The organism is Janthinobacterium sp. GW823-FHT01H08, from assembly GCF_058797855.1.
In genome coordinates, this window is record NZ_CM179504.1 from 3601051 (window position 1) to 3618265 (window position 17215).

Annotated in this window: 20 protein-coding genes; 12 read left to right on the forward strand and 8 right to left on the reverse strand. The window is 63.2% G+C overall.

The window, feature by feature from the left end:
- Positions 1–11 precede the first annotated feature (11 nt).
- Both AC3RCG_RS16060 and AC3RCG_RS16065 read right to left on the reverse strand, forming a co-directional pair.
- Complete coding sequence (locus AC3RCG_RS16060; RefSeq protein ID WP_070218387.1) at positions 12–704, reverse strand: DUF3334 family protein; 693 nt, start codon at positions 702–704, stop codon at positions 12–14.
- Between the two features lie 306 nt (positions 705–1010).
- Entirely contained in the window at positions 1011–1268 is a 258-nt protein-coding gene (locus tag AC3RCG_RS16065) for a DUF1488 family protein (RefSeq protein WP_070218388.1), read from the reverse strand.
- A gap of 294 nt (positions 1269–1562) precedes the next feature.
- On the opposite strand from AC3RCG_RS16065, the gene AC3RCG_RS16070 reads away from it, so the two are divergent.
- The 11 genes from AC3RCG_RS16070 to AC3RCG_RS16120 all read left to right on the forward strand — a co-directional run bounded on the left by AC3RCG_RS16070 (position 1563) and on the right by AC3RCG_RS16120 (position 9270).
- Positions 1563–1880 carry a hypothetical protein gene (locus AC3RCG_RS16070; RefSeq protein ID WP_409028661.1) on the forward strand — a complete coding sequence of 106 codons (318 nt, stop codon included), beginning with the start codon at positions 1563–1565 and terminating at the stop codon, positions 1878–1880.
- Positions 1881–2002: 122 nt separating this feature from the next.
- On the forward strand, positions 2003–3673 hold the full coding sequence (locus AC3RCG_RS16075) for a DUF6138 family protein (protein ID WP_492401241.1): 1671 nt from the start codon (positions 2003–2005) through the stop codon (positions 3671–3673).
- 111 nt (positions 3674–3784) lie between these two features.
- Positions 3785–4474: a hypothetical protein gene (locus AC3RCG_RS16080; RefSeq protein ID WP_409028659.1), complete on the forward strand. Its 690-nt coding sequence runs from the start codon at positions 3785–3787 to the stop codon at positions 4472–4474.
- A 25-nt stretch (positions 4475–4499) separates the two neighbouring features.
- Positions 4500–4826 (forward strand): hypothetical protein, encoded by a 327-nt coding sequence (locus AC3RCG_RS16085; RefSeq protein WP_409028658.1) that lies wholly within the window; start codon positions 4500–4502, stop codon positions 4824–4826.
- 106 nt (positions 4827–4932) lie between these two features.
- Positions 4933–5574 carry a hypothetical protein gene (locus AC3RCG_RS16090; RefSeq protein ID WP_409028657.1) on the forward strand — a complete coding sequence of 214 codons (642 nt, stop codon included), beginning with the start codon at positions 4933–4935 and terminating at the stop codon, positions 5572–5574.
- 172 nt (positions 5575–5746) lie between these two features.
- On the forward strand, positions 5747–6532 hold the full coding sequence (locus tag AC3RCG_RS16095; protein ID WP_492401240.1) for an alpha/beta hydrolase: 786 nt from the start codon (positions 5747–5749) through the stop codon (positions 6530–6532).
- A 95-nt stretch (positions 6533–6627) separates the two neighbouring features.
- Complete coding sequence (locus tag AC3RCG_RS16100) at positions 6628–7482, forward strand: undecaprenyl-diphosphate phosphatase (protein ID WP_492401239.1); 855 nt, start codon at positions 6628–6630, stop codon at positions 7480–7482.
- A gap of 59 nt (positions 7483–7541) precedes the next feature.
- Positions 7542–8111 (forward strand): manganese efflux pump MntP, encoded by a 570-nt coding sequence (gene mntP, locus AC3RCG_RS16105; protein WP_492401238.1) that lies wholly within the window; start codon positions 7542–7544, stop codon positions 8109–8111.
- 95 nt (positions 8112–8206) lie between these two features.
- Entirely contained in the window at positions 8207–8413 is a 207-nt protein-coding gene (locus AC3RCG_RS16110) for a hypothetical protein (RefSeq protein ID WP_070292290.1), read from the forward strand.
- Positions 8414–8646: 233 nt separating this feature from the next.
- The gene (locus tag AC3RCG_RS16115; protein WP_070218397.1) at positions 8647–8952 is read left to right on the forward strand and encodes a hypothetical protein; all 306 of its coding nucleotides are present in this window, start codon (positions 8647–8649) and stop codon (positions 8950–8952) included.
- Between the two features lie 72 nt (positions 8953–9024).
- Positions 9025–9270: a hypothetical protein gene (locus tag AC3RCG_RS16120; RefSeq protein ID WP_070310580.1), complete on the forward strand. Its 246-nt coding sequence runs from the start codon at positions 9025–9027 to the stop codon at positions 9268–9270.
- Positions 9271–9277: 7 nt separating this feature from the next.
- Here the strand turns inward: AC3RCG_RS16120 and AC3RCG_RS16125 are convergent, their stop codons facing one another.
- Complete coding sequence (locus AC3RCG_RS16125) at positions 9278–9499, reverse strand: hypothetical protein (protein WP_070310581.1); 222 nt, start codon at positions 9497–9499, stop codon at positions 9278–9280.
- A gap of 146 nt (positions 9500–9645) precedes the next feature.
- Between AC3RCG_RS16125 and AC3RCG_RS16130 the strand changes: the two genes are divergently transcribed.
- On the forward strand, positions 9646–10362 hold the full coding sequence (locus AC3RCG_RS16130) for an SOS response-associated peptidase (RefSeq protein ID WP_070310582.1): 717 nt from the start codon (positions 9646–9648) through the stop codon (positions 10360–10362).
- A 1-nt stretch (position 10363) separates the two neighbouring features.
- Here AC3RCG_RS16130 and AC3RCG_RS16135 read toward each other — a convergent pair whose 3' ends face one another.
- The 5 genes from AC3RCG_RS16135 to AC3RCG_RS16155 form a co-directional block, all read right to left on the reverse strand.
- The gene (locus AC3RCG_RS16135; protein WP_256267166.1) at positions 10364–11524 is read right to left on the reverse strand and encodes a DUF418 domain-containing protein; all 1161 of its coding nucleotides are present in this window, start codon (positions 11522–11524) and stop codon (positions 10364–10366) included.
- A 35-nt stretch (positions 11525–11559) separates the two neighbouring features.
- On the reverse strand, positions 11560–12477 hold the full coding sequence (gene ldcA, locus AC3RCG_RS16140) for a muramoyltetrapeptide carboxypeptidase (protein WP_070310584.1): 918 nt from the start codon (positions 12475–12477) through the stop codon (positions 11560–11562).
- Positions 12478–12509: 32 nt separating this feature from the next.
- A complete protein-coding gene (locus AC3RCG_RS16145; RefSeq protein WP_070310585.1) occupies positions 12510–13427 on the reverse strand; it encodes an alpha/beta fold hydrolase in 918 nt (305 codons plus the stop codon).
- Positions 13428–13622: 195 nt separating this feature from the next.
- Positions 13623–14777, reverse strand: a complete 1155-nt coding sequence (locus AC3RCG_RS16150) for a hemin-degrading factor (protein ID WP_070292284.1) — start codon at positions 14775–14777, stop codon at positions 13623–13625.
- A gap of 62 nt (positions 14778–14839) precedes the next feature.
- Complete coding sequence (locus AC3RCG_RS16155; protein ID WP_070292283.1) at positions 14840–17203, reverse strand: TonB-dependent hemoglobin/transferrin/lactoferrin family receptor; 2364 nt, start codon at positions 17201–17203, stop codon at positions 14840–14842.
- Between the last annotated feature and the right edge of the window lie 12 nt (positions 17204–17215).

A 17215-nucleotide genomic window follows, 5' to 3' on the forward strand; every position in this document is an offset into this window, starting at 1 on the left:
GATACCGCTGCTTACATGCCCAGCGATTTGAGCAGGTCGGCGTTGTCGTCGTCTTCCGGTTCCGCCGCAGGCGCCGGGGCGGCGTCGCGTTCGCGGTTCGCATACTCGCTATCCATCAGCGAATCGGCGTCGATTTCGCGCGAATCGAAATCGTGCAGCTTGATGAACTCGGTACGGTCGATCGCCAGTTCCAGATAGAAAATATTATTCTTTTCCGTATAGAAAGTGACGCGGCGCATTTCCGGGCGGTCCAGCGGCGTATCGACGCTGAGCATCACCTGCTTGTTCAGCACCAGCATCTTCGGCTGGCTCTGGGTGATGTTCGTTTGCAGCTCGCGCCGCACCTTGCCCGTGAAGTCGCCGACGATCTGGTTCATCAGTTCGCCCATGATGTTCGACACTTCGTCCGACGTGTAGAAGCTGGCCAGCTCCGACTTCGGCATACCCATGTGCAACATGTAGCGCTCGTAGATTTCCATCGCCGTATCGGCGGCGAAATTGAGCACCACCAGGCCCGTGAAACCGCCATCGAACATCACGAAGCAGCCGATGTCGGGCTTGAGGCCCGTTTTGGTGATGCGCTGCACCATGCCCGAATAATTGACCTTGCTTTGTGTTGCCACGTTGAGCACCCGAACCACCGAGTTGCACAAACTCATCAACAAATCTTCTGTACCGTACACAACATCCTTTTCTGCATCCATGAGCAACCTCTCCTACTATTTTAAAGATGACAGCACTGTTCCCTGCCCGCCGCGAGCCAAAACATGACCGTTTCGCTCAGCAAGCGGACGACTTCACCTTTGCATGCCTGACCTTGCGTGGCAGTGCGCGCCGCGATGCCGCCGGCCCGAACCGCCCTCTTACCTTTTTCTGTATAGAAATAAGTATCAGATGCGCAGAATACCGAGATGTAACATTTCCGTCCAGCCATACCTGCATTTACTTGACGATCTGTGCGGAAATACCATAGCTGGTCAGGACACGGGTGCAGACAGAAGAAATAGTAACTAAAAATCAAGTGCGCGCAAGACCACGCTGCTGACCAGCAGATCGCGGCTCAGGTAAGCGAAGGCGCGCTGGCCGATGCGCAGGCGGTGGCTGTCGAAGATGTCCAGCAAGTTGCCGCCCTGCTCCTGGTCCAGGCTGTGCAAGGCCGTCACGGTGATGCGGCAGGTCTTTTCCGCCCCGAAGACGGACAAATGGAAGCGAATGGCATCGCCCGCCGGCTCGAGCGCGATGCTGTCGCGCAGAATTTCATAGGGCATGGGCTGGCATCCCGCTGTGCGTATGGTCCGCCGCCCCCCGGCACCACCTGACTGACGGAATCGCCGAACAACGACACTCAAGCTCGGCGCGGTTTTCTGCTAGGAATAAATGCATCATGACGTGTACGGCAATCTCAATGATCAATAACAAGCAAGCGTAGCGCGACGGCTCGTCAACTACCGTCTGTTACCGTACATATTCAACCGCGCGCCTGCCTTGGGGCCGTGCGGCGCACGTCCCGGCCCGCCCCCTGTGCTATTGTCGTCAGGTACATCACCAGGCAGGAGCCATGCATGAGCAACATCGTTACCAGCGTCTCGTTCCGCTACATCGATCCGCGCCACAAGGAACCGGGGCCCAGCCGGGAATTCATCAACCAGAACATTCTGCTGCCGCCGGGCGCTCATCTGCCGCGCATGGGCGAAGCGATCGAACTCATGCACTGGGACTTGAACCGCGACATGAAATCGGGCGTGTATTCCGTGCTGTTCGTCCACACGCGCATCGCCTTGTTTGATGGCAACGACAAGCCATCGGGCTGGCACACCACGATCACCGTGGGACCGCAGTCCGACGAGATCGACGCGCGCTTCCTCACCGCCCCCTCGTGACAACCGTGCGGCCCTTGTTGCGCCCAGACCCGACCACCTAAAATAGTGCTTTATATTAAACATGATCGTGACGGCAGCCGGTGGCACCGTCACGTGCAATGCAGGGAAAGACGACGATACAGATGAGCAATCTTGTAGAGCAGGCAACACAAGAAATGACGGCGGCAATCGAAGCGTGGTTTGCCGAGCGCCTCAAGCGTACCGACCTGGAAGCCGCCGTGAAGCGGACCACCTTGCAAATGGGCGTTTTTAACGATTTCCTGCTCGACTACAAGCCGGGACGCACCACGGCCGACGATTTCCATCTGGCCGAGGCCGATGATGTCGCACCGAGGACGCCTTCGCGCCTCGACGAAGCCGTCGCGCGCGACACCATCGCGCCCCGGCTGGCAGCGCTCGTGCGGGCGAAGCTGGAAACTCTGGCCGACACGCCCCTGATCGACTACCGCTTCAGCTTTCGCGGCAAATTCCAGACGGCGCAGGGTATGCTGCACCTGAACCTGCTCGAGTATGTCAACGCAGGCAAGCGCACAAGCTTGCTGGAAAACATACGCGCGTATGTCACGCAAAAGCTCGAGCATGGCAACCGCCCGACGAAAAAGCTGGAAACCTTCTTCCTGGCGCGCCACCTGCTCGATCCCCACCTGTTTCCCCAAGCCGATATCGCCTGGACGATCGCCCAATTCGAGCGCATCGAGCAGCTGAACAAGTCGCGCCCGCAAGCGCTGGCCGAACACCGCAGCGATATCATCCAGGCCGTGTCGGCGTGGGCGGAAAAACAGTTCCTGCCGCAGTTCTATGACGTGCAGCAATCGAGCTACCGCAGCACCGAATACACCTTGAAGGCGGGCGCGGCGCTTGACAAGCAGGCGCTGGCGTCCATCGACCTGCTGCTGTATGGCGCCGTGATGATCTTGCGCCACGAACCGAGCTACGCCAAGTCGACGGGCGTCAAATTCCTCGACATCGCGCGCGAACTGGGCAGCGAACGGGCCGTGCGCATGCTCAAGGAAGGCAGCGGCACCTTCGCGCCCGACGCCGTCCACCTGAAAAATGCGCAGCTGGAATGCCGCGCCAACGACGTGTTTGCCACGATCAGCATCACGATAGCCCGGGAAGAGGAAGAGGCATATGCGCAGGCGCTGGCCTTCATCACGCATTTGCTCAACAACGGTTTCCCGAAAAGCTACCAGATCAAGCTCAAGTCCAAGGTCAAGCAGTACCTGCCGATCAAGGGACTGGCGAAATCCGATACGCATCGCTTCTTTGCCAACGCCCTCGCCTATCCCGCCCTGCAGCCGCAGCTGGAAGCGTATGCGCGCGCCGCCATCGAGCAATTCGAATTCTATGCGGACACGGAAGGCGAAAAGAATTGCATGCCCGGCAGCTACGCCACGTTCGGCCTGGGCCTGCTCGATGCGCGTTATTTTCCGCTGGTGCAGCACTACATGGCCTACGTCGACGAGGAACACCAGTCCGTGCAGGACCAGTTCACGGCGGCCTTTGCCGAGCAATATGGCGTCACGCGCGACTCCGCCCCCGTGCTGGCCGCGTGCCTGCGCGCCTGCACGGACAACGCAAAGGTCAAGATCCAGGCGGAACTGGAAGAGGTGGAGAAACTGGAACTGTTCTGCCAGCAACTGCAAGGGCTGGAAGGCTATCTGGTCGAGCACATGCTGTATCCCATCTGGGGCAAGCTGGAAAAACTGGCTACCCTGGCGCGCAAGGCGCAAGGCCGGCGCAAGGAGCTGCTGCTGGCCTTGCTGGAAGCGGCCAGCAAGGCGGACGCCTGAGGTGCGCAAGCTTCTGTGCGCAACGTTATGACTTTTACCATCTATAATGCGCGCGCCATAGTTGCTATAAAGCATTTTTTGGCGCCTGACATTGAATCGTGGAGAAAATACATGCACCAAAGAGTAGCAACATCGCGCACTGCCCTGCTGGCGGCAGCCTTGGCCGCCGCCATGGCGTTGGCCCAGCCCGCCATCGCTGCGGAAACCGCCGTGGAACTGGCGCCCGTCGACGTGGCCAACCTGTACATCAAGACCATCATCAACCATGATGAAGCGAGCGTCGCCCAGCTCAATGCCTACCTGCGCCCCACGCGCCTGGCGGGCCAGCAATCCGCCGAATATGCGTCGTACAGCGGCTTGAAGGAAACGGATGCAATATTCCCTGCAAAGACGGGCAAGCTGATCGCCGACCTGTTCCCTGCCGCCATGCGCGCGGCCGTCACGCCGGCCGCCGAACAGCTGGCCGCCAATGTCATCGCCGCCATGAATGGCGCCGCGTGCCAAGCCACCAAGGCGGCCCCCGTGACGGTGGAAAACGGCATGCAGACGGCTGCCGTCAGCTTCGAATGCCAGGTCGTCAAGGTGCCCGTGGCATGGGCGCCCGCCGCCCAGCAACTGGCGAAGAGCGGCTGCAAGGTCGAGCAATGCAAGGCCGGCCTGCAAAAGATCGCCGCCACCTACACGAGTTCGCCGAAGCAGACGTGGCGCGCCGTGTTCGCCGTCAGCCGCGAAAAGAACTCGGAAGCCTGGCGCAACGATTTCGCCCGCGAAACCTTCGATGAAATCTGGGAATACCTGTAATCCCGACCTCGTTTAGAATGGCTGGATGGAAAAATTGACACCGGTACCACAGCCTGAGGGCCTGGCCTTGCTGCGCTTGATCGACCCCGACCATGTGGAAGGCGCGGTGGTCGCGCAAGCGCTGGCGCAAGACTTGCCTGCCCTGCACGCCAGGCAATTGCTGGCGCTGCTGCGCCGGCTGCGTGCCGCGCAATCGAATCAGCAGGATTATGCGGGCGCCAGCCAGGCGCAGGCCGAACAGCAGTTCGGCGCCGCCATCGCCGCCGTCAAGGCGGAGCTGGCCACGCGGCCGCACATTCCCAACAAGCAGGAAGCCAAGGCCCTGCGCCAGGCGGCGGCAAAGAAGCGCTGAACGAGGCGCAAGCCGCCCGCCAGCAAGGCCGTTTCGTGTGGGCAAGGACGCCAACCCCCTCCTATAATCGGAGACTCTCCTGTTTCCGCTCTTGAAAGGCATCCCCATGTCCACACGATTTTCCCGCCACGTAGCCGGCTGCGCCATCCTTGCCGTCGGCGGCCTGGCCGCCATGCAGGCGGCCCATGCCCTGGAGACGGGCCCCATCGACGCGCGCGCCGTGTGGCAGGAGCGCTCGCTGTCGGCTTGCCGCAGCGAACAATCGTCGACCGCACCCGACGTCTGCCTGCTGCGCACCATGCAGCGCTCGGGCGCCCGTCCGCAAGCCATCGCCGCCGCCAACATGCTGGTCAAGGCAAACAAGGCGGGCTTCATCTCGGCCTGGCGACCGCTGGGCAAGGCGGCCCTGGCCACCGTCACCTATCCGTTCCGCGCCAACACGAATGAAGGCACCCTGCTGATCGGCAGCGATGGCGCCGCCATCGACGTCGACGAGGACTCCGTGCGCGAGGAAGACCGCGCCACACCGGCCTGGCGCGCGTTTGCCGCCGCCCACCCAGACTCTGTCCCGTTCGCCCCCGCCGACTTTATTGGCAGCACGGCGACCGCCGATGGCGGCCAGAGCGTGCTGTTTTCCACGCCCCTGATCACCTGCCACGCCTGCGCCGAGGATGGCGCGCTGCTGGTTGCCTACACGATCGACAAGGCGGGAATCGTGCGCGAGCGCAAGCTATTGACGATCAAGTAAGCCTGCCTCAAAGATAAGATAGAATTGCTTAATGGCATGTCTATACGAGTACATGCCATCTATCCACTACTTATTATGGGAAAACATGCGCCGCTCTTGCCTTGCACTGCACCTCACCGCCGCCCTGCTGCTGTCCAGCTCTGTCCACCTCGCCACTGCCGCGCCCGCCGCTATGGCTAACGCTGCCGCCAGCGCGGCCACGCCGCTCGTCATCGGCGAAAGTTTCACGATCGACTCGCAGGCGCTGAAGGAACAGCGCCACATCAATGTGTATGTGGCGCGCGCCTGGGATACGCCGCCCGACGCGCCCCTGCCCGTGCTGTACATGCCCGACGGCGGCGTGGCCGAAGACTTTCTGCACGTGGCCGGCTTGCTGCAGGTGTCGGTAGCCAACGGCACGATGCGCCCGTTCATGCTGGTCGGCATGCAAAACACGCAGCGCCGGCGCGACCTGACGGGGCCCACCGATAATGCGCAAGACCGCAAGATCGCCCCCGTCGTGGGCGGTTCGCAAGCCTACCGGGCCTTCATCCGCGATGAACTGATGCCGGAAGTCAAACGCCGCTACCGCACGACGGGCGAGACGGCCATTGTCGGCGAATCGCTGGCGGGCCTGTTCGTGGTGGAAACATACCTGCTGGAACCGCAGCTGTTCGACCACTACCTGGCCTTCGACCCCAGCCTGTGGTGGAACCAGGGCGCGCTGCCGCGTCAGGCGGCGGCGCTGCTGGCCAAGGGCAAGCCGGGCAAGCACAGCCTGTACCTGGCGTCCAGCAGCGAAGCGGGCATCGCCATCGAAGTGCAGCGCCTGTCCGACGTGCTGCAAAAGCAGGCGCCGCCCGGCTTGCAATGGCACGTCGAAAAGATGCCGGAAGAGACCCATGGCACGGTCTACCATCCCGCAGCCTTGAAGGCTTTCCGCAGCGTCTTCAAGCCGCAAGAACCGGCCAGGCAGTAAGACATGGACAAACTGTAATCTGGTGAGGGGCTCATCCGCAGGGTCGGGCGGGTAAAATCGGCGGCCCTGCTTTTCCCGCCTGAGTCCCGTCCGCCATGAACTTTTTGCAATTATTTATCCTTTCCATCGTCCAGGGCTTCGCCGAGCTGCTGCCCGTGTCCAGCTCCGCCCACGTCATCATGGCGGAAAAATGGATGGGGCTGGACCCCACGTCGCCCGAACTGACCATGCTGCTCGTGATGCTGCACACCGGCACCATGTTCGCCGTCATCGTGTATTTCTGGGCATCCTGGCGCGCCACCTACTTCAGTTCGACCGCCGCCTTCCGCAGCAATGTGCTGCTGCTCGCGGCCGCCACGGCCCTGACGGGCATCGTCGGCTTCGGCTTGCTCAAGGGCATCACCCACTTCATGCGCAAGGATGCACCCGGCTTTGAAATCGAACATCTGTTCGGCAATGCGAAACTGATGGCCGCCGCGCTGGCCGCCGCCGGCGTGCTGATCATCGTCTCCTCGCGCCTGCAGGCGCGTCAGCATGGCACCTTGACCATCGGCAAGGCGATGGTGATCGGCGCCGTGCAAGGCCTGTGCCTGCCCTTCCGCGGCTTTTCCCGCTCGGGCGCCACCATTTCGGCCGGCATCGCCATGGGCGTGCCGCAGCGCCGCGCCGAGGAATTCAGCTTTGCCCTCGCCGTCGTGCTGACGCCGGCCGTGCTGGTCAAGGAAGGCTGGCGCTTCTACCAGGCCGTGGCAAATGGCAGCCTGGGCCATCTGGAACACGGCAACAGCCTGCTGCACCTGCTCGGCCCCAGCCTGCTGGGCATGCTGCTGTCGTTCCTGGCCGGCTTGCTGGCCTTGCGCTGGCTGTCGCGCTGGCTGGAACAGGGCCGCTGGCATTTCTTTGGCGCGTATTGCCTGCTGGCCTCTGCCGTGGTGCTGTACGTAGGGTAAAATCGCCGGGTTTATAGTTTGTCACTACCATCCCAGCCAGGTTTTACAGAAAGCCAACGATGAATTTCGCCGCCACCGCCGCCCTCTCCCTAGCCATGTCCACCGATGCCTTCGCGGCCGCCGTGGGCAAGGGCGCCGCCCTGCACAAGCCGCAATGGCGCGAGGCGCTGCGCACGGGGCTGATCTTTGGCGTCATCGAGGCGATCACGCCCATCATCGGCTGGGCCCTGGGCAGCGTGGCCGCGCCCTACGTGGAAGCGTGGGATCACTGGATCGCCTTCAGCCTGCTGGGCGTCATCGGCTTGCTGATGATACGCAATGCCCTGTCCGACGCCGACGAGGAAGAAGCGCCGGCCCAGTCGCACTCGTTCTGGGTGCTGGCCGTCACGGGCCTGGCCACCAGCATCGACGCCATGGTCGTGGGCGCGGGGCTGGCCTTGTTGGGCGCCAACATCGTCGTCACGGCCGCCGCCATCGGCTTTTCCACCTTCGTCATGGTGACCCTGGGCGTGATGCTGGGCCGCGTGCTGGGCACCATCGCCGGGCGCCGCGCCGAGCTCGTGGGCGGCCTCGTGCTGATCGTCATCGGCTGCGTCATCTTGTACGAGCATATCGGCCACCCGGCCTGAAGCCCGGGCGCGCACGGCACAAGCGCCGGCGTGGACGGCAGCGCGCTTTGTGCTACATTCAATGCTCTGCATTCCTGTCTCGCAAGGTGACCATCATGGAAACTATTGAGCTGCTTTTTGCCGCGCTGCTGCGCGAAACGGCCGAATCGATACGCGACCACCACGTCCCTTTTGCCATCAAACACGATGAGCGCGCGTATTTCGAGTGGATGGATGGGCACCCGATCCATGGCTATATTCAGGAAGCGTATCGCGAGATCGAGGAAACAGCCCAACAGATCCGCGCCATTCGCGCTGGGTGAGGACGCTTGCCGCAAGCTACTGCGCGGGGGGCTTTGCGGCTGGCGATGCTCACCGTACTTATGTACGGTTGCGCTTCTCAGCCACACATCCCCTCCGCTCGCTACGCTTGCAACAAGCGTCGATACGCTAGTTGAATGCGTTCAAGGGACGTATTGATACAAATCAAACACTCTGCTGTTCGATACGCGTGGCATGGTCTGGCCCATGACAATCAGGTCTGGAGGCGGCAAACATGGATCAGCAACAAAAACACCAGATCCGGGGCTATGAATTTCATGTGGCGGGGGCGCTGGAGAAGGATGGGCGCTACCGGGGCATGATTTTGATCAGCAAGCGCGGCGATACCCTGCAGGTGTACGCCAAGCCCGTGCTGATAGAAACGCCGAGCAGTTTCAAGTCCGTGCATGCGGCCTTGATCGAGGCGTCGGCGTATGCCCAGGAACTCATCTATAACGGCGCCATCAAGGCGCTGCTGCCGGCCGATGGGCCGCTGGCCGGAAAACAGGCGCCGCAGCCGCCGGATTTCGTCGGCAACTGACGCCGGCAAGCGCATCCGCCATCCAGGGTGACGCGTATAATGACGCGCTTTCCCGGATGAAAAATCAACACCATGGAATTTGTGAATTTACCGCTCGTCTTCCTGGTCGGCTGCGCGCTGATCGCCTTGCTGGCCAAGAAGAATGGCTACTCGTGGTACCTGTTTTTCTTCGCGATCGCCGTGCCCGCGCCCCTGTTGCTGCTGGCTTTGCCCCATGTGCTGGGCGTGGAGGCCGCGTCGCTGACCTCCGTACGGCTGGGCGCCGCGCTGCTGCTGCCGCTCGCAGGCTTGCTGCTGGCCCTGCGAGGCAAGCGCTAAGGCCGTTTCAGCGTGCAGGCACTCCATCGGCCAGGCGCCAGCCTACCGACAAGGCCACTTGCTGCGCCTCTTTTTCATTGCTGCAATCGTCGTAATCGCAGGTGTCCGCATATGCGCCGCACGCCTGGTTCTGGCTGATGTACGAACCGACCCAGCGGCCATCGCGGCGCTGGCTGGCCGTGGCGCTGATGATAAAGCCTTTGTGGATGGTGGGGTTTTCAAAAGACATAATTCCTCCGATGCAAAAAAAGCGTCAGGGATCTGACTGGATTCCACTGTGCGCCACATGCTGCCAGCAGTCTGTACGTTTGATCACACTCACGAAAAGGATGCACGCCGCGCTCGCGCCTACAGGCGATCGGGTATGATTTCGGCATGTGTGGACGATTCGATCAAAATGACACGGCGCGCGTGCTGGCGTCATCCTTCGGCTGGACCGACGCGGTGTTCGACAGCGAGGCCGAGCCGCACCTGAACGTGTCGCCCGGCACATACCGGCCCGTGCTGCATATCCAGGATGGTGTGCACCGGGTCGACGATGTCTTCTGGGGCTACCGCCCTGCCTGGGCCGCCCAAGCCGTGCCCGCCCCCGGCAAGAAAAAAATTCCCATCGCCATCAATGCCCGGCTGGAAAAATTGGCAAGCGCCTACTGGAAACCCTTGCTGCGCGCGGGGCGCGGCATCGTCTGCGTCGATGGCTGGTATGAATGGACGGGAGAGAAAGGCCGCAAGCAGCCGTGGCACATCCACCGCAAGGACCGCGCGCGCCTGTTCCTGCTGGCGCTGGCCCAGTTCGGGCCGTACAAATTCAACCGCGAGGAAGCGGGCTTCGTGCTGGTGACGGCCGACAGCCTGGGCGGCATGGTCGATATCCACGACCGCCGCCCCGTCGCCGTCAGCCTGGAAGACGCGCACCGCTGGCTAGCCCCCGCGCTCACGCCCGAGCAGGCGCTGCACCTGGCGCGCACCTGCATGCTCGACGTGGAGCTGTTCGAGTGGCATGCCGTCGATAATCCCCTCGTGCCGTCCGCCAAGGCCAAGGCACCACCGCCGGCGTCGCCGCAAGGCGCGTTCGACTGGGGCAGCGACTAACTCAGCCGGGCAAGCGCGCCAGCCGGCGCCACAGCGCCTCCATCGGCCCCTGGCGGAAGTGCCGCAACCAATAGTGGCTGAGCAGCACCTCCCCCGCCATGATCACTATGGCCAGGCCCAGCATCTCGATGGGACGCAGCGTGGCGCCCCAGCCCAGGCCCGGCCCCTGCAGCAGCCAGGTGCCTAGCAAGGATTGCAAGAGATAATTACTCAGCGCCATGCGGCCCACGGGCGCCAGCCATGCACCGAGCCAGCGCAGCAGGAAGGGACCGGCCAGCATCAGCGCCGCCACATAACCGGCCGCCAGCACGGGACCGCCGGCGAACAGGCCCACTTCGAACAGGGCCGTATCGAACACGGTTTGATACGGATCGGCCACCTGCCACGCGACGGCCCCCGCCACCAGCAGGTTGAACGGCAAGCCCACGCCCAGCCCCACGGCGCGCACGCGGCGCCACAGGCGCTCGTGGCGCTGCGGCTGCGTCAGCCAGCCGCAGCGCACGGACAAAATGCCCAGCAGGAAAAGCACGATGATGTGCGGCAGCATGACGGCGGCGTACAGCAAGGAGACGAGGAAATCGTTGGCGCGCAGCCTGGCCACGGCCCACACACTGCCTTGCGTATAGGTGGTGTAGCGGGCGGCGAAGTTTTGCAAATCGTGCGCCGTATCCGGGGCGCCGCCCTGCTGCCCCACGGGAATGAGCAAACACATGAACAGCAGAAAACCGGCCGCGACCAGCCAGGCGCGGTTGCATATGCGGCTCAGTTTGGCCGCTGCCAGCGGCAGGACCAGCATGCCGGCGACCGCATACGAGGTCAGCACGTCGCCGCTCCAGATGCAAAAGCCGTGCAGCAGGCCGAACACGAACAGCCAGCGCAAACGGCGCCGGTACGCCGCTTGCGCCGCTTCCCAGCTGCCCAGCTGGCGTTTCAGTGAACGTGTTTGCAGGGCAAATCCGGCACCGAACAAGAAGGCGAAGACGGGATAGAACTTGAATTGCGCCAGCGCCGCCACGCCGAAAATAACGAGCTGGTCCAGCACGGGCGGCTGCGCCGGCAAGGTGCCGTAGCGCAAGGACAGCGTGCCCCAGGCAAAGCCCCAGATATTCACCAGCAAGATGCCAAACACGGCGATGCCGCGCAGCACGTCGAGCTGCAGCAACCTGCCGGGTTTGGCGTGAATAGCGTTCAGGGAGTTCAGGGGCGCGCCAGGGTCGGGTAATCGCTCACGTGCAGACTGAAACCCGAGGCATCCGATTGCAGCCGCGCCTGGCCGCCGAACGGCAAGGTGACCCGCCGGCGGATGTGGCCGAATTCGAGCCCCGTCAGCACGGGCACGGGCAGGCGCTCGCGCACGTAGGCCAGCATGACGTCGAAATCGTAGCCCCTGTCCATCGGACTCAGCTTATAGGCGGAAAAGTCACCGAGCACGACCGCCTGCTGGCGCTGAAGCACGCCCGCGTGCAGCAATTGCAGCAGCATGCGCTCGACCCGGTACGGGTGCTCGTTGACGTCTTCCAGGAACAAAATGCCGCCGTCGATCTCGGGGAAATACGGCGTGCCGAGCAGGTGGACCAGCATGGCCAGATTGCCGCCCCACAATTTCCCCGCCACATCAACCTGCGGATTGCCAGCTGCCGTGCCCGTGACCGTGTGCGTGGGTCCGGCCAGGCATGACCACAGCTGATCGAGCGTAAATTGCTCGGGCTCGTCGCGCGTAAAATCGTCGCAGATCATGGGGCCGGCAAAGCTGGCGCGGCCCGTTTTCGCCATCAAGCCCATGTGGAAGGCAGTAAAATCGCTGTAGCCGACGAACAGCTTGCGGCTGGCGGCCATGCGGTCGAAATCGATGTCGGGCAGGATGCGGCTGATGCCGTAGCTGCCGCGCAAGGCGATCACCACCTGCACGTCGGGGTCGGCGGCTGCCGCGTTGAGCTGCGTCAGGCGGCCCGCATCCGTGCCGCCGAAGCGCTGGAAGCTGTGTGCGGGGTCGTAGTAGTTGTGGACGGTGGCGCCTTGCGCCTGCAGGCGGGCGATGCCGCGCGCCACGGCCGCGTCATCGGGCGCGCAACCGCCGGGCGCCACGATGGCGATGCCAATTTCAGGTGTCTTCAAAATGCCCGTGCCTTCAAAAGTGGTGGGCGCGCCTAGGCTGGCTGGGAGCGCATCTGGGGCGCCATCTTACCTTGCAGATGCACATCGATCAAGGCGAGCAGGCGCTCGATCAGCTGGGGCGGCATGTCGTGCCCCATGCCTTCGATCACTTCGAGCGTGGCGCCCGGAATCAGCGCCGCCGTATCGATGCCGCAGGCGACGGGGATCAGGGGATCGGCCGCGCCGTGGATCACCAGCGCCGGGCAGCTGATGTTGGGCAACAGCTCCGTGCGTTCGCCCGAGGCGGCAATGGCCACCATCTGCCGCGCCACGCCTTCCGGGCAACTGCCGCGCTGCAACGCCGCTTCGATGCGCTGGTACAGCAGCTTTTCCGACACGGGATAGGCGGGACTGCCGATCACGCGCACGGTGGCCGCCATGTGCGCCATCAGTTCGGCGCGGCTGGCATTGCGTTTCGGGCGTTGCAATAACGCATTGCGTGCCGCCCGCGTGGGGCCGGGCAAGCCGCGCCGGCCGCTGCTCGACATGATGGAGGTCAGGCTGAGCACTTGCAGCGGCGCGCGCGCCGCCATCACTTGCGCGATCATGCCGCCCATCGACACGCCGATCACGTGCGCCTGCGCAATGCGCAGAGCCGCCAGCAAGCCCAGCGCGTCGTCCGCCATGTCATTCAAGGTGTACGACGTTTTCAGGGGCCAGCCCAGCAGGTTTTTCACATAGGCCAGCGGCAGATACGGTTTGCCCGCCTGCGCCATCTTGCTCGACAGGCCGCTGTCGCGGTTATCGAAACGCACGACGCGAAAACCTTGTTCGACGATGCCTTCGACAAAGTCCGCCGGCCAGGCGATCAGTTGCATGCCCAGGCCCATGACCAGCAGCACGCACGGATCATCCGGGTTGCCGTGGCTTTCATAAGCTATGTTGAGGCCGTTCGCCATGATGGTTGCCATGATTGCCTCTCTTCAGGAACCAGCACGCAGACACGATCGCTGCGGCCTTGCAATCAGCATACCACTATTGTGCTTCAGACATGAGACCGGCACGCGGCACCCACACTGAAGTGTTGCTCTGGTCGCACATGACATCAGCTACGGCGTATCGCTGCGGTTCTGTCACGTGCTGATACTCATCAACTTGCAAAAACCTTATTTTGCCTTTGGCAGACTATCGGCCAGATCCACCCAGCTTTGCGGCTGCGGTTTGCCCCGCTCGCGCACGCCGAAGAAGGAGACCACTTGCGTGCCGTCGTTGTCGAAGAACTCGACGGACGTGACGCCGCCGCGCTTGACGACCCAGCCGCTGCGCAGGGCCGTGTCGCGGATGTGCAGGTTGAAGTCCGGGTCCAGCACATTGAAGAAGCCGCCGGCCGCCATGGTTTTTTCGATCTTGCCGCTGTAGATCTGCGTCAAGCCTTCATTGCCCAGAAAGACCATGATGGCGACCTTGTCCTTGGCTGCGTTTTCCAGCAGGGTGCGCAGCGCTTGCGGCGTCACGCGCTCGACCACGCCGGCCGGCGCCAGGCGCAGCGCCTGTTCGCGCGTCAGGTGGAATTCGCGCATGATTTGCGCAAACTGGTGCACGTCCGTCATGTCTTTCCAGGCCAGCTGGAATTCCTTGACGTCGATTTCGCTGTCCGGCTTTTCCGCCGCTTTCGGCGCCACGGCCAGCACGTTCAGTTCCGCGCTTTGCTGCGGCGCGCGGAAGGTGGCCACCAATTTATCGTAGACGGCCACGCCAGGCTCGTTGCGCAGGTAGATTTTGTGCACGGCCGTGCCGTTGGCGTCAAAAAATTGCAGGCTGCGCGTCGGCTTGCCATCGCGGCCAGGCTGTTCCACGGCAAATGCGTATTTCCAGTTTTCAAAGTGGAAACGCAGGTCGATCTGGCCGCCCAGGTAGCCGCCCGCGATATTGCGCTGGCGCGCTTCCGTTTCCGGGTCCTTGGCGTCGGCCTGCTCGGACTTGTCGCCCGCCTGCTTGAACTTGCTGGCCACGCCCGTCGTTTCGATGACGCCGTTTTCATTGCGCGTGATCGCTTGCACGAGGCCCAGGTCCAGCGCGGCGCGCATGATTTCGCGCGGCTGGTTGCCGTCCGCCTGCAGGCGCGTGACGCCCTTGCCGATGTTGGTTGCCAGCAATTGCGCTTCGGACACGCCCAGCGCGCGCGCCGCGTCGCGGATCTGCAGCTTCGGCTGTTCCGTGCGCAAGGTGGACCAGCGTTCCGCCAGGGTGGCTGGGGCCGCATATGCGTTTGCAATCAGCAGGCTGCCTAGCAGGGATAGAACGAGTTTGGATAACTTCATAGAGAGACCATTCAATCAAACATGGAAAAAAAGAGGGGCAGGCGCCCCTCCCCGGTAAAAATTTAGAAATTGACGCTGAGGCTGGCGGCGACGTTGCGGCCCGGTTTGGCGTAGCGCTCGATCTCGGCGCGGCTGGCGGCCGTGGTGCCGGCGGCCAGGCTGCGCGAGGCGGCGTAGTCCCAGTACTTGCGATCCGTCAAGTTGTACACGCCGACGACGATCTTCGCGTTCTTGTGCACGTTCCAGTACGTCGACAGGTCGAAGATGGTGTATGACGGCACGGTAAACAGCGGGCCGGCATCGCCGATCAGCAGGTTTTCCGGCGCCTGCTTGGCGCCCGCATGCACGGCCGTCAGCGCCAGGCCGAACAGCTGGTTCGCATGGTCGTAGCCGAAGGTCAAGGCCGACTTGGCGGGCGCCACCGAGTTCAGGCCGCCGCTCTCGCCCGTCTGGGTATTGAAGGAGCGGCCCTTGGCCACGCCGGTGGCCAGGTCCACGTGGTAGCCCTGCATGGCCGGCGCCCAGGCGCCCAGCTCGGCGCGCAGGGTCAGCTCGGCGCCCCAGGTGCGGGCATTGCCGATGTTTTCCGGGCGGAACAGGCCGCGCGTGATGGTGGGGTAGTTCACCGGATCATCTTTTTGCATCACATAGTCGATCATGTCCGTGTATTCCGTCTGGTAGACGGACGCGTGCATGCTCAAGCCCCTGGTGACGTCGCCCTTCAGGCCCAGTTCATACGCCTTGCTCGTTTCCTTGCGCAAGTTGGCATTGCCCAGCACGGCATAGCCCTGCCCCGTGCCCGTATAGCTGAACGAGTCGTAGGTGCCCGTGCGCTCGGCCGCCGTCGGCAGGCGCGTGCCTCGCGTGAAAGTGGCGTAGGCGTTCATCTGCGGCAAGACTTCCACGGACAGGCTCAGGCTGGGCGTGAAATAGGTGTCGCTCTCTTCGCGCACTTCCTTGGCCGCGTTCGGCACGGCGATCGCATAGGTTTGCAGGTTTTTCGGTTCGTTCTTGCGGTAGTCGGCACGCAAGCCCGGCGTCAGCACGGCTTTCTTGCCCGCCAGATTGAAACTGAGATCGTCGCGCACATACAGGGCCAGCTTGCTCGTGTCCATGTCGGCCATGCGGTTCTTGTTGGTGACCTGATGCTGGCCCGTGGCGACGATGACGCGGTCTTCGCGCCACGGACGGCGCGTTTTCAGCTGTTCCAGCTGCACGCCGTACAGCAGCGCGTTGTCCGCATTGAGCTGCTTGAACGCTTCCGACGTCAGGCCGATGCTGTCATTCTTGAAATTGGTATCGATGGCGCGCCGGGCCGGACTGCCGAACGTGTAGAGGCCTTGCGTCTTGTCCTCGGTTTTCGCGTTCTGCAGATAGACCTTCGACGTCAGGCGGTCGAACAGGGCGAAATCCTTGAGCACCACGTCGTGGCCCAGGCTCACGCGCGTGCGCTTGGTGGTGGAATCCTGCTGCACGCCCGTCGGATAATACGTGCTGACCTTGCTGCGCAGGTCGCGCTTGTTCTTGCGCTCGAACATGTCGACCGTCAAGTCCAGCTTCTGTTCGCCAGGCAAGGTCCACACGAGCTTGGACAGCAAGGCGTTCGAATGCCAGTCGTCCGGGTTGACGGGCGTGGTACCGCGACTGTCCATCTGCTCGCCATCGCGGTGCACGTAGACGGCCAGGCCCTGCAGATTGGCGCCGATTTTGGCGGCGCCCGTCAGGGTGTGCGCATTGCTGCGGTCGGCCGTGGCGCGGCCGTATTTATAGGCCACGTAATGGTCCGTGCCTTCGCCCAGGTAATCCTCGGGCGACTTGGTGATGAAGGCCACGCCGCCGCCCAGGCCGGGATTGGCGCCGCTGGCGGCCGTCGTGCCCGAATCGATGCGCACTTCGCGGAAGGTTTCCGGATCAAAATAATCACGGCCCGTGGCGAAAGCGTTGAGGGTGTTGCCGTCCGGCTTGGGCGCCGCGTCGGGCAGCGAGATGCCGTCGAGTTCCAGGCTGACCCGGTTGCCTTCCAGGCCGCGGATGTTGTAACCGGTATTGCCCGAACCGTCCCACACGCTGCCGCTGCCCGAGGCCGCCGCCGGCGCACTGATCAAGGGCAAATAGCGCACGATGCCGCCCATCTCGGTGACATTGCGGCGCTCCAGGTCGTCCGCCGTGACGACCGTCTTGGTGCCGGCGCGGCGTTCATAGTCCTGCTTGGCGTTGACGACGATTTCCGGGAAGACAGGCAACTTGGCCGGCTCCTGAGCGGCCGTGCCCGCATTGATGGCGGCCGTCTGCGCGAGAGCAGGCAGCATCGGCGCCGCGAACAGGCCCAGCAAGGCGGCGCGCAGCACCAGGTTATGGCGGCGGGCAGGCAGATGAGCTGAGAATACGACGGGTGCAGCGGTGCGCTGCGGAAGCACAGTAGTCATGATGGTCCGGTT